Source organism: Micromonospora tarensis (assembly GCF_016803395.1).
GTDB classification, from domain to species: domain Bacteria; phylum Actinomycetota; class Actinomycetes; order Mycobacteriales; family Micromonosporaceae; genus Micromonospora; species Micromonospora tarensis.
In genome coordinates, this window is sequence record NZ_JAEVHL010000199.1 from 1 (window position 1) to 12,021 (window position 12,021).

Here is a 12,021-nt window from a genome sequence, read left to right on the forward strand (position 1 = left end):
ACCCAGCCCCGACCCGGGTGCCGGGCCGGGCACCGGTCCCGGTGCCGCACCGACCGGTGCCGGCGACCCGTCCTGCGGGCGGTTCACCGCCGACGTGTGCGCCGCCTACCTGCGGATCGCCACCGCCGGACGGGCCGACCAGGCAGCCGTGGACCTGCTCCGCCGGTCCAGCCCGGCGGGCGTGCTGGACCGGATCAAGGCGCCGACCCTGCTGGTGCAGGGCGAGGCGGACACGCTCTTCCCGCTCGGTGAGGCGGACGCGAACGCGCGCGGCATCGCCGCCACCGGCACCCCGGTCCGGGTGGCCTGGTTCACCGGCGGGCACGACGGCGGCACCGGCCCCCGCTCCGACGAGGATCGGGTGAAGTTCCTGACCGTGCAGTGGCTCGACCACTACGTCAAGGGCGAGGGCGACGCGCCCGGCGACGACTTCACCTGGTCCCGGATCGCCGGCTTCGACGCGCTCGACCGGGGTCTGGTCGCCACCGGGTACCGCCGCGCCGACTACCCGGGCCTGGCCGGCAACAGCCGCCGGGAGGTGACGGTGGCCGGCCCGGCCCAGCCGATCGCGAACCCGCCGAACGGCAACCCGGCCGCCATCTCGTCGATCCCGTTCGCGGGCGGGCTCGCCTCGCTGCTCGACGGAGTGGCCGGCGACGTGCCCGGTCAGCACGCCCAGTTCGAGTCGGCCCCGCTGGCCGAGGCGGTCGACGTCGCCGGTGCGCCCACCGTCACCGTGCGGGCCGCGTCGCCGACCGGCGAGGCGGTGCTCTTCGTCAAGCTCTACGACGTCGACCCGGACGGCGCGGCCACCCTGCCGAACGGCCTGGTCGCCCCGATCCGGCTCACCGGCCTGCCGCAGCGGGTGCAGGACGCCCGCCCGGTCACCGTGACGCTGCCCGGGATCGTCCGGCGGGTCGAGGCCGGGCACCGGCTGCGGCTGGTGGTGGCCACCTCCGACCAGGCGTACACCACGCCCGCCGAGCCCACCGTCTACACGGTGCCGCGGACGGCGCGGTCAGCCTGCCCACCGTCGACGGCGAGCCGATCCCCACCGCCGCGACGATCTGGCGCTGGGTGCTCGCCGGCCTGCTCGCCGCCATCGCGATCGGGCTCGTCGTGGTCGTCGCCCTGGTCCGCCGCCGGCACCGCCGCCAGGACCGGTCGGTGCATCCGGGGTACGCGGACACCCCGCTGGCAGTGCGCGCACTGCGCAAGGAGTACGCGGACGGCTTCGTCGCGGTGTCGAACGTGGACTTCGAGGTGCACCCGGGGCAGGTGGTGGGCCTGCTCGGGCCGAACGGGGCCGGCAAGACCACCACCCTGCGGGTGTTGATGGGGCTGACCCAGCCGACTGCGGGGGAGATCTACGTCTTCGGTCGGCGGCTGGTGCCCGGCTCGCCGGTGCTGTCCCGGATCGGCGCGCTGGTGGAGGGGCCGGGCTTCCTTCCGCACCTGTCGGGTCTGGACAACCTGAAGGCGTACTGGCGGGCCACCGGGCGGCCGTGGGAGGACGCGCGGTTCGACGCGGCACTGGAGATCGCCGGGTTGGGTGACTCCGTCCATCGCAAGATCAAGAACTACAGCCACGGGATGCGCCAGCGGTTGGCCATCGCCCAGGCCATGCTCGGCCTCCCGGAGCTGCTGGTGCTGGACGAGCCGACCGACGGGCTCGACCCGCCGCAGATCGCCGAGATGCGCCGGGTGCTCCAGCGGTACGCCACCGACGGTCGTGCGGTGCTGGTCTCCAGCCACCTGCTGGCCGAGGTGGAGCAGACCTGCACGCACGCGGTGGTGGTGAACAAGGGCCGGATCGTGGCGTCCGGGCCGGTGGAGGAGATCGTGGGCGAGTCGCCGAGCGTGCTCTTCGACGTCAGCGACCCGGTGGCGGCGCGGGCGGTGCTGGACCGGCTGCACGGCGTCCGGGTGTTGCCGGAGAGCGACGGCCAACTGGTGGTCGACACCAACGGCACGGCCCGCAGCGAGGTGGTGGCCGAGCTGGTACGCGCGGGCGTCGGGGTGGACCGGGTGGTGCCCCGGCGACGCCTGGAGGACGCGTTCCTCGCCCTGGTGGGCGAAAATTCTCGGGGAAGCGGTGACCGGTGATGGCTGGATCTTCCGTCGAGGCGCCGGTGGGCGTCACCGATCCGGCCGGTGCGGCCCGGGGTTACCGGCCGTCGGCCACCATGCCGTTCGGGGCGGAGTTCCGTCGGCAGGCGTCCCGGCGGCGGACCCAGCTGGCGCTCGGGTTCATGGTGCTGCTGCCGCTGATCATCCTGATCGCGTTCCAGTTCAACTCCGGTGGCGACGACGACAACGGCAACAACGAGTTCGCCAGCCTGGTCGACCTGGCCACCTCGGGCGGGCTCAACTTCACCCTCTTCTCGATCTTCGTCTCGGCGTCGTTCCTGCTGGTGGTGGTCGTGGCGCTGTTCTGCGGCGACACCGTGGCCAGCGAGGCGAGCTGGGGCAGCCTGCGGTACCTGCTGGCGATCCCGGTGCCCCGGGCCCGGTTGTTGACGGTGAAGCTGCTGGTCGCGCTCGCGTACTCGGGACTGGCCCTGATCCTGTTGGCCGGCACCGCGCTGCTGGCCGGCACCCTGCGCTACGGCTGGTCGCCGTTGCGCAGCACTGTCGCCGCCGAGCTGGAACCCACCGAGGGGCTGCTCCGGTTGCTGGCCGTGCTCGGCTACCTGGCGGTCGTCCTGCTGGTGGTCGCCGGGCTGGCGTTCCTGCTCTCGGTGACCACGGACGCCGCACTGGGCGCGGTGGGTGGTGCGGTCCTGCTCTGGATCCTGTCCAGCATCCTGGACCAGATCACCGCCCTGGGCGCGCTGCGGGACTTCCTGCCCACCCACTTCAGCACCGCCTGGCTGGGGTTGCTGTCGACTCCGGTGCAGACCGACGACGTGGTGCGCGGAAGCATCTCGGCGATCAGCTACGCGACGCTGTTCTGGGGCCTGGCGTTCTGGCGCTTCACCCGCAAGGACATCACGTCCTAGCGGGTGAGGCTCAGAGCCGGCTGTCGGGCGGGCTCACCGACGACGGCACCGCGCTGGGCACCGGCGGCGGGGCCGGCCGGGTCGGTGCCGGTGTGGCCGGGTCGGCCTTCTTCCACGCGCTCACCCCGATCCGGCCGGTGTTGCCCAGGTCGATCGGCCCGTCCGGTTCCACCTCGTCGGCCGGCTGACCAGCGGCGGGCGCCACCGTGAGGTATTCGCCGGTGGTGGCCACCACTGTCGAGTCGGTGACCAGGTTGCGCCAGAGCAGCACGGCGGTGGCCCGCTCTCCGGCGGCGAGGATGATCTGCCGGGGTGGCTGGTCGAAGCCCAAGGTGATCTCCTTGGCGCCATTGACCACCCGCAGCAGGATCGGCTCCCGCTGCTCGTCGAAGACGTGCGGCACCGGGTACCCGTTGAGTTGGTAGGGGCGGTCGCCGCAGTTGACCAGCTCCAGGCCGAGGGCGCGCAGGCCCATCGCGGCGTCCCCGCCGGTCGCCCGGACCCGAACGCCGGATGCCGGGCACTCGGCCAGCGGCTCGGTGCTCGCGGACGGGCTCGCCGTGGAGCTGGGCGGGGTCGGCGGCGGATACGTGGGGTCACCGCCCTGACCCTGGTGATCGCCTGAGGTGCAGCCGCCGAGGAGGAGAGCTGCGGCTGCCGCCGCGCCGATCCGTCGTGCCGCTTCCTGGTGGATCATCCACCGATCCTCGCTCACGTGAGCCGTCCGTCCCCGGCCGACCCCCGGGCACCCGCCGCCCCGCCGCCCGACCCCGACGCAACCCGCCGCCCCGCATGTCCGCATGACCAAGGTCGACTCGTCTTCCTGGAAACTGCGCGTTCCCCAGCCTCCGGATGCGGCGCCTTCAAGGAACCCGAGTTGACCAAGCGGGTGGTCGGCGGCACTTCCTTCGTTGCCATCCGAGGGCTGGCCGCTCCGCGGGCTGTTCGGCTCGGTTGTGGCGCAGATCGACATGCTCTGCCCACCTTGTGGGAGCGCGCCCACGAAGAACAAATCGGACGGGACAGTGTGATCGACCTCGGTCCTGCCCAGCTCAGAGGCTTGCGGGCGATGTTGCGCCCGCAGCGGGCCCGGACACCCCGTGTCGGACCCCGAAGCGTTGCGGCCGAGGACTTTCCCACTGACAAGGAATTTATAAACTTCGATGCTTTCATCCCTCACATTGAAGGGATCCGTTCCTTCGATGGAGGTACCCATGAACGTCTCTCGGCTCGGCGGGCCGACCCTGTCCCTGTTCCGCATCGTGATCGGCCTGCTGTTCACCGTGCACGGCCTGGCCTCGATCTTCGGGTTGTTCGGCGGCAACCCGGTGACCGGCAAGGTACTACCGCCCGGCGCCTGGCCGGGCTGGTGGGCCGCCCTGATCCAGTTGGTCTGCGGCGCCCTGGTGCTGGTCGGGCTCTTCACCCGACCCGCCGCGCTTCTCGCGTCGGGCTCGATGGCGTACGCCTACTTCGTGGTCCACCAACCCGACGGTCTGCTGCCGCTACAGAACGACGGTGAGCCGGCGGCGCTCTTCTGCTGGTCGTTCCTGCTGGTCGCGGCGCTCGGCCCGGGCACCTGGGCGCTCGACACGCTGCTCGCCCGCCGTCGCGACGAGGTCCTGTCGACGCCGGCTCCGGCGTCCGAGCCCAGCTCGGTGCCCGTCTGACCGCACCCGTAGCGCGCGTCGCCGGAGCCTCGACCAGGCGGCTTCGGCGACGCGCCCGGACCGGGACGCCCTCCGCTGATGTCGTGACCGAATCAACTCCACAGCGTGCGCCGGTGTGGGATCCCCACCGCGGCGGCGGCGTCAGGCCGGTGGGCGGGGCGCGAGGACCGCGTCCAGCAGGCCCGGATAGCGCTTGTCCAGCTCGTCGCGGCGGAGTCGGACCAGGCGGCTCGTGCCGACGGCCCGGGTCCGGGTCAGGCCCGCCTCGCGCAGCACCTTGAGGTGGTGGCTGCGGGTCGCCTTGGAGACGCCGAAGTCGAGGCTGCCGCAGGCGGACTCGCCGCCCTCGGCCAGCGCGCGAACGATCTGTAGCCGCACGTCGTCGGCGAGTGCGGTCAACACCGTGGTGACCGGTACGGCGGTCAGGTCGGGTTCCTGCGGCTCCATGTGACCAGTGTAACCCTTGTTCGACAACTGTCGAACAAGCTCCTATGGTCGGTGTCGTTGGTTCGACGATACTCGAACATTGGAGCTGCCGATGCGATCCCGCGCCGCCGCATACCCACTGCTCGCCGCGCTCGGGTGGGGCGTGATGTTCCCGATCCTGGCCAGCGCCCTGACCTGGATCGACCCGCTCAACCTGACCACTGCCCGCTACCTGCTGGCCACCGTCGTCCTGGTGGCCATCCTGTTGCTCCGCGAGGGCGTCGGCGCGCTGCGCCCCGGTGAGCGCGCGGCGGAGGTGGTGGTGCTCGGAGTGGTCGGCTTCGCCGGCTTCAACCTGCTCACCAACCTGGCCCTCGAACACGCCGCCGTGCAGCAGATCGCCCTCTTCGTGGCCACCACACCGGTGATCACACAGCTCGTCCGCTGGGCCCGGGACGGCGTACGCCCGAAGCCGCTCCTGCTGGCCCTCTCCCTGGTGGCACTCCTCGGGGTCGGCCTGGTCATCACGCGCGGCAGCCTCTCCGGCCTCGACCAGTTCGGTCTCGGCGGGCTGATGATGATCGGCGCGGTGCTGGGCTGGGGCATCTACACCCACGGTGCCAGCCGCTTCGGTGCGTGGTCGCCGCTGCGTTTCACCACCCTGACCGCGCTCGCCGGCACCGCCGCCATGCTCGCCGCGAGCATCGGCGCCGACGCCGTCGGCTGGCAGCACGCGCCGAGCGCCGCCGACCTCGTGGCGGTCACCCCGCAGTTGGCGTACGCCGTGCTGGTCGGCGCGGTGATCGCGGTCCTGGCCTGGAACACCGGTGTGCAGCGACTCGGCGCCGCCAACGCCGCGCTGTTCATGAACCTGGTCCCGGTGACCACCTTCGCGGTGCAGATCGCCCGCGGCTACCGCCCGGAGTCGGTGGAACTGGTCGGGGCCGCCATCACCATCGCCGCCCTGATCGCCGCGAACCTCGCCGCCCGGCCCCGGCTCTCGTCGCCGCCTCGGGAGACCGCGGTCACGGACCGGGTCGCGGTTACCGACCCGGTGGCGGTGACCAGCCGCTGACCCACTGGGTGGGATCGACGGTAGCAACGGCCGACAGCGTTGTCCTAGACTCGACGGCACAACTGCATACCTCATCCAGAGGGGCTGAGGGATACGGCCCGACGACGCCCCGGCAACCACCCCGCGCGCTCACCGCTGAGCGACCCGCGGGGCAGGTGCCAATTCCGTCCCCGCCGCACCGTGCGATGTGGGGAAAGATGAGAGGAATCTCGACATGACGTCGACGCTCGTCACCTCCGGCATTGACACCTCCACCAGCCCCGCTCGCGCCCTGGTCTGTCGCGCCTGTTCGGCCCGCTACCCACTCGCCGCGCAGCACGCCTGCTACGAGTGTTTCGGCCCGCTGGAGGTCGACTACGACACCGTCGCACTGGCCACCGTCACCCGGGAGCAGATCGAGGCCGGCCCGAACAGCATCTGGCGGTACGCCGCCCTGCTCCCGGTCGGTCAGGACCCGGCCGACCGGGTCACCCTCGAACCGGGACTGACCCCGCTGGTGGCGGCCCCGCAACTCGCCGCCGAGCTGGGCTTCACCGCGCCGCTCTGGGTCAAGGACGACAGCGCCAACCCCACCCACTCGTTCAAGGACCGGGTCGTCTCGGTGGCGCTCACCGCCGCCAAGGCGCTCGGCTTCACCCGGTTCGCCTGCGCGTCGACCGGCAACCTGGCCAACTCGGTGGCCGCCCACGCCGCCCGCGCCGGGGCGCCCTCGGTGGTCTTCATCCCCAGTGACCTGGAGCAGGGCAAGGTCATCACCGCCGCCGTCTACGGCGCGACCTGGTCGCCATCGACGGCTCGTACGACGACGTCAACCGGCTCTGCGGCGAGCTGGTGGAGACCGACGAATTCGAGGACACCGCGTTCGTCAACGTCAACGTCCGGCCGTACTACGCGGAGGGCTCCAAGACCCTCGGCTACGAGGTGGCCGAGCAGCTCGGCTGGCGGATTCCGGCGCAGGTGGTCATCCCGATGGCCAGCGGCGAGCTGCTCACCAAGATTGACAAGGCGTTCTCCGAGCTGGTGGAGATCGGCCTGGCCGAGGCACCGGCCGGTGGCTGGAAGGTGTTCGGCGCGCAGTCGGCGGGCTGCAACCCGATCGCTGTCGCGCTGCACGCCGACACCGACACGATCATCCCGGTCAAGCCCACCGGCATCGCCAAGTCGCTCAACATCGGCGACCCGGCCGCCGGCCTCTACGCCCTGGAGGCGGTCCGCCGCACCGGTGGCTGGATGGAGTACGCCGACGACGACGAGATCCGCGCCGGCATCCGTGATCTGGCCCGCACCACCGGTGTGTTCGCCGAGACCGCGGGCGGGGTGACCATGGCGGTGCTGCGCAAGCTGGTCGAGTCCGGTCGGCTCGACCCGTCGGCGGAGACCGTCGTGTTCAACACCGGTGAGGGGCTGAAGACCATCGACGCGGTCGCCGGTCAGGTCGGGCCCACCCACCACATCAAGCCCTCGCTGCGCGCCGCACGCGACGCCGGCCTGCTCGGCTGAGCCGGCGACATCAACGAAATCTAAGTGAATCGATGGCTGGTCGGCCGGACGGGGGACGGTCGGCCAGCCGGTCGGCGGAGTGGATGGATCCACCGGGTAACCGGCTTTTCGCGTTGAGTGTGGAAAACCCACCCCTGCGGACTTGACGGCAGGAACCGGACGGCGCAAGATGCTCCGTGCGGGAGGGCACATCGCCGAAGACTTTTGAAGTTCTTGCGACCCAACGCCGGAGGCGTTGTGCGAGTGTCCCTCCCGACCACGTCCGATCGCAGCGAACTAATTCGCTGGCCCGATCGCTTTGTCCCCGGGCACCCTCAGCGGCATGAGCATCACCATCGCGTCGTTCGACGGCACCGACCAGACCTCAGTCAACGAGGCGTACCGGATCGGAGCGGCGGCGAACGACGCCGACCTGCCGGACTTCCCGCCCTTCTGCCGACGCCGCTTCGACGCGTTGTTCCACACCCCGATGCCCGGCGGTGACTCGCTCTGGGCCCTGGCCCGGCTGGACGGCGTACCGGCCGGCTACCTGCGACTGGAGCTGCCGCGACTCGACAACACCGACAACGCCACCGTCGAGCTGGTGGTGCGTCCGGAGCTGCGGCGGCGGGGCGTCGGCCGGTTGCTGCACGAGTACGGGGTGCGGCTGCTGCGCGAGCACGGGCGCAAACGGGTGGTCGCGATGACCGTCTCCGCGCTGCCCGGCGGGCCGGCCCGAAGTGTCGCGGGCGACGCGTTCGCCGCCTCGACCGGTGCCCAGCCCGCGTTGGCTGAGGTGCGGCGCCGGCTCGACGTCGGGCAGATCGACCGGGTGGCGCTGCGGGCGGCGCTGGCCGAGGCCCGCCCGCGTGCCGAGGGCTATGAGTCGGTCTGCTGGCAGGGTGGCACCCCACAGGAGTACGTGACGGACATCGCCCACCTGGACGGCCGGCTGCTCATGGACGCGCCCATGGGAGACGTGCAGTGGGAACCGGAGCAGGTGGACGCCGAGCGCATCCGTGGTACCGAGCGGGCGCTGGAGGCTCGGGGCCGGCGGCGCTACCACCTCGGGATGCGCCACGAGGAAACCGGCCGGATCGTCGCCTGGACCCTGCTGGACGTGGGCGCCTCCGCCGACTGGCACGCCTTCCAGCAGATCACCATCGTCGACCCGGCCCACCGTGGGCACCGGCTCGGCCTGATCGCCAAGGCGGAGAACCTGCACCACCTGCTCACCCACGAACCGGCGGTGCGGTTCATCGACACCTTCAACGCGGCCAGCAACAGCTACATGGTGGCGATCAACGAGCAGCTCGGCTTCCGCCCGGTGGACGCCTGGACCGACTGGCAGCTCACCCTCTGACGAGTATCGGCGCTACTGCTCGCGGACCTGACTCAGGCATGCGTTGCTGTCGGGCATTCGCGCTACTGCTCGCGGGCCTGACTCAGGCATGATGGCGGGCATGACGGAGACCCCGCAGCCCCTGTACGACAGGCACGCCGACACCCTCAACCGTGCGCTGACCGCGATCACGGAGCGGGGCTACTGGTCCGCCTATCCCGAATCCCCCAGCCCCCGGGTGTACGGCGAGACCGCCGCCGCCGACGGCAAGGCCGCCTTCGAGGCGTACCTCGGTGGTGACTTTCCGCTCGACCAGCCGGGCGCGGACGACCGCGTCGCCACCGAGACGAGCCCGTTCGGGGTGGAGCTGGCGGTGCGTTACCCGCACGCGGGAACCGGCGAGTTGGTGAGCGCCGCCTCCGCCGCGCTGCCGGCCTGGCGCGACGCCGGCCCGCAGGCCCGGGTGGGGGTCTGCCTGGAGATCCTCGACCGGCTGCACAAGCACATCTTCGAGCTGGCCAACGCGGTGCAGTTCACCAGCGGGCAGGCGTTCGTGATGGCCTTCCAGGCCGGCGGCGCGCACGCGTTGGACCGGGCGCTGGAGGCGCTGGCGTACGCGTACGCCGAGATGACCCGGCACCCGGGCACCGCGGGTTGGGAGAAGGCCGCCGGCAAGGGTGAGCCGCTGCGAATGACCAAGTCGTTCCACGTGGTGCCGCGTGGGGTGGCGCTGGTGATCGGCTGCAACACCTTCCCGACCTGGAACTCGTACCCCGGGCTGTTCGCCTCGCTGGTCACCGGCAACCCGGTGATCGTCAAGCCGCACCCGCGTGCGGTGCTGCCGCTGGCCATCACCGTGAAGTACGCCCGGGAGGTGTTCGCCGAGGCCGGCTTCGACCCGAACCTGATCATGCTGGCGGCCGAGGCGCCCGGCGAGAAGCTCGCCAGCGACCTGGCCCTGCACCGGTCGTGAAGATCGTCGACTTCACCGGCTCCACCGAGTACGGCGACTGGCTGGAGACGCACGCCCGGCAGGCGTCGGTCTACACCGAGAAGGCCGGCCTGAACACTGTCGTCATCGACTCCACCGACGACTTCGCCGGCATGTGCCGCAACCTCGGGTTCACGCTCACCCTCTACAGCGGCCAGATGTGCACCACCTCGCAGAACATCCTCATCCCGGCCGGGGGCATCGAGACCGACCAGGGGCACAAGAGCTTCGACGAGGTGGCCGGCGGGATCGCCGCCGCGGTCGGCAAGCTCACCGCCGACCCGGCCCGGGGCGTGGAGCTGACCGGCGCCATCGTCAACGACGGGGTGCTGGAGCGGCTGGCCGAGGTGACGAAGGTCGGCGAGCCGGTGCTGGAGTCACGGCCCGTCGCCCACCCGGCGTACGCCGACGCGGTGGTGCGTACCCCGACGATCGTCAAGCTGAGCGCGGACGACGCGGAGACCTACGGCCGGGAGTGGTTCGGGCCGATCTCGTTCGCCATCGCCACCGACTCCACCGCGCACAGCCTGGAGCTGTTGCGCCGCACGGTCGGCGAGAAGGGCGCGCTCACCGCCGGGGTCTACTCGACCGACGAGTCGGTGCTGGACGCCACCGAGGCGGTCGCGGTCGAGGTCGGGGTACACCTGTCCTGCAACCTCACCGGCGGAGTCTTCGTCAACCAGTCGGCGGCCTTCTCGGACTTCCACGGCAGCGGCGCCAACGCGGCGGCCAACTCGGCGCTGACCGACGGCGCGTACGTGGCGAACCGCTTCCGAATCGTCCAGTCCCGCCGCCCCGCCTGACCCACCACGCGGTGATCGAGAGGTTTGCGTCAGGAACAGCCTTCTCTCCGACGCAAACCTCTTGATCAACGGGCTCAGGCTGGGCGGCGCATCTGTAGCTCGGTCAGGGCGGGGATGGTGGGGTGGGGGACGCGTACGCCGGTGTCCTTGAAGCCCAGCCGCTGGTAGGCGCGGTAGGCGCGGTCGTTGCCGACCACCACCTCCAGCAGCAACTCCGGTCGGCCGCAGTCCCGTGACCAGGCGGCCACCCCGTCGATCAGCTGGCCGAGCAGCCCGCTGCCGCGCCAGGCGGGCGTGACGTACACGGCGTAGATCACGGTCAGGCCGGGTTCGTTGGGCGCGGTCGTGCCACCGGCGTGCCCGACCAGCCGGCCGCTCGGGTCGGCGACGAACTGGGCGTTGTGCGGACCCGCCGAGGTGTACGCGACCCGGGCGGCGAACTCGCTGTGTGGTCGGGCCGCCGCGTCCGCCAGGGTCTCCAGGAACGCCAACGGCGCGTCGGCGAGCATTTCCAGGCGCAGTGCCCGCATCCGGGCGGCGTCCTCCGGCCGGACCCGGCGGATCCGCGCCCGCCGCTGGACAATCGAGCCGGTATCGGTGGTCATGCCCGCATGCCTACCACAGCCAATTGGCGACATTTCCCGAGCTGCGCCCGATCGCCGTCGCCCTGTGGCGTCGCCGTGTCTCCCTCTCCACCAGCACTCACGCGCGCGAGTCGGGTAGATCGAAGACCCGAATGAGCGGCCATGAAATATGCCTGATTTGTGATCGTGCGCGGCTGTCTCTCCTCGTGTAGCGTGCGATTTCCGTCACCTGCTTCAATGGCGGTCATCGATCGCTGAGGCGGTGGTTCGGGGCGCTCGGCCGCGCCGTGCGCCGGGTCAGGCAACACCGCGCGAAGTGAGGGAAGTGCACCGTGGCACAGGGCACCGTGAAGTGGTTCAACGCCGAGAAGGGCTACGGCTTCATCGCCGTCGACGGCGGTCAGGACGTGTTCGTCCACTTCTCCGCGATCGAGATGGACGGCTACAAGTCGCTCGAGGACGGTCAGCGGGTGGAGTTCGAGGTCGCCCAGGGCCAGAAGGGCCCCCAGGCGGAGCACGTCCGCGTCATCGGCTGAGCTTCCTGGCCGATCGGCCCCGAGTCGGGGCTGCGGCAGGGTCACCCAGCCGGGAAGATCGTGAACCGTTCCAGGCCGATGCTGAGGAGCGTTCATGACCGACCAGCCGCCCC

General features: G+C 71.2%; 8 protein-coding genes, 3 pseudogenes and 1 riboswitch. Of the genes and pseudogenes, 8 read left to right on the top strand and 3 right to left on the bottom strand.

Going from position 1 to position 12,021, the window contains the following annotated elements; translation table 11 throughout:
• Together JM949_RS27315 and JM949_RS27320 are read left to right on the top strand one after the other, a co-directional pair.
• Positions 1–2,106: pseudogene (locus JM949_RS27315) on the top strand (ATP-binding cassette domain-containing protein); the annotation flags it as partial.
• Positions 2,106–3,002, top strand: a complete 897-nt coding sequence (locus JM949_RS27320; protein ID WP_203151102.1) for an ABC transporter permease — start codon at positions 2,106–2,108, stop codon at positions 3,000–3,002. The pseudogene JM949_RS27315 and the gene JM949_RS27320, both read left to right, overlap by 1 nt.
• A gap of 10 nt (positions 3,003–3,012) precedes the next feature.
• On the opposite strand, the gene JM949_RS27325 is transcribed toward JM949_RS27320, so the two are convergent.
• Positions 3,013–3,699, bottom strand: coding sequence for a DUF4232 domain-containing protein (locus JM949_RS27325; RefSeq protein WP_203151103.1), 687 nt, complete (start codon positions 3,697–3,699; stop codon positions 3,013–3,015).
• Between the two features lie 517 nt (positions 3,700–4,216).
• Here JM949_RS27325 and JM949_RS27330 point away from each other — a divergent pair.
• Complete coding sequence (locus JM949_RS27330) at positions 4,217–4,672, top strand: DoxX family protein (RefSeq protein WP_203151104.1); 456 nt, start codon at positions 4,217–4,219, stop codon at positions 4,670–4,672.
• Positions 4,673–4,813: 141 nt separating this feature from the next.
• Here the strand turns inward: JM949_RS27330 and JM949_RS27335 are convergent, their stop codons facing one another.
• Positions 4,814–5,119, bottom strand: coding sequence for an ArsR/SmtB family transcription factor (locus JM949_RS27335; protein ID WP_203151105.1), 306 nt, complete (start codon positions 5,117–5,119; stop codon positions 4,814–4,816).
• A gap of 91 nt (positions 5,120–5,210) precedes the next feature.
• Between JM949_RS27335 and JM949_RS27340 the strand changes: the two genes are divergently transcribed.
• The 4 genes and pseudogenes from JM949_RS27340 (at position 5,211) to paaN (ending at position 10,788) form a co-directional block, all read left to right on the top strand.
• Positions 5,211–6,173 (top strand): DMT family transporter, encoded by a 963-nt coding sequence (locus JM949_RS27340; RefSeq protein ID WP_203151106.1) that lies wholly within the window; start codon positions 5,211–5,213, stop codon positions 6,171–6,173.
• Positions 6,174–6,241: 68 nt separating this feature from the next.
• A riboswitch (SAM riboswitch) is annotated at positions 6,242–6,377 on the top strand.
• A gap of 10 nt (positions 6,378–6,387) precedes the next feature.
• Positions 6,388–7,673: pseudogene (thrC, locus tag JM949_RS27345) on the top strand (threonine synthase).
• A 322-nt stretch (positions 7,674–7,995) separates the two neighbouring features.
• Complete coding sequence (locus JM949_RS27350; protein WP_203151107.1) at positions 7,996–9,015, top strand: GNAT family N-acetyltransferase; 1,020 nt, start codon at positions 7,996–7,998, stop codon at positions 9,013–9,015.
• A gap of 100 nt (positions 9,016–9,115) precedes the next feature.
• Positions 9,116–10,788, top strand: a pseudogene (gene paaN / locus JM949_RS27355) (phenylacetic acid degradation protein PaaN).
• A 74-nt stretch (positions 10,789–10,862) separates the two neighbouring features.
• Here paaN and JM949_RS27360 read toward each other — a convergent pair.
• Positions 10,863–11,393, bottom strand: a complete 531-nt coding sequence (locus JM949_RS27360) for a GNAT family N-acetyltransferase (RefSeq protein WP_203151108.1) — start codon at positions 11,391–11,393, stop codon at positions 10,863–10,865.
• 311 nt (positions 11,394–11,704) lie between these two features.
• Between JM949_RS27360 and JM949_RS27365 the strand changes: the two genes are divergently transcribed.
• A complete protein-coding gene (locus JM949_RS27365; protein ID WP_203151109.1) occupies positions 11,705–11,908 on the top strand; it encodes a cold-shock protein in 204 nt (67 codons plus the stop codon).
• Positions 11,909–12,021: the final 113 nt, after the last annotated feature.

Bases quoted from the DNA above. Each gene is read 5' to 3' on its own strand.
- JM949_RS27320 (WP_203151102.1), top strand. From the start codon at position 2,106: ATGGCTGGATCTTCCGTCGAGGCGCCGGTGGGCGTCACCGATCCGGCC.
- JM949_RS27325 (WP_203151103.1), bottom strand. From the start codon at position 3,699: ATGATCCACCAGGAAGCGGCACGACGGATCGGCGCGGCGGCAGCCGCA.
- JM949_RS27330 (WP_203151104.1), top strand. From the start codon at position 4,217: ATGAACGTCTCTCGGCTCGGCGGGCCGACCCTGTCCCTGTTCCGCATC.
- JM949_RS27335 (WP_203151105.1), bottom strand. From the start codon at position 5,119: ATGGAGCCGCAGGAACCCGACCTGACCGCCGTACCGGTCACCACGGTG.
- JM949_RS27340 (WP_203151106.1), top strand. From the start codon at position 5,211: ATGCGATCCCGCGCCGCCGCATACCCACTGCTCGCCGCGCTCGGGTGG.
- JM949_RS27350 (WP_203151107.1), top strand. From the start codon at position 7,996: ATGAGCATCACCATCGCGTCGTTCGACGGCACCGACCAGACCTCAGTC.
- JM949_RS27360 (WP_203151108.1), bottom strand. From the start codon at position 11,393: ATGACCACCGATACCGGCTCGATTGTCCAGCGGCGGGCGCGGATCCGC.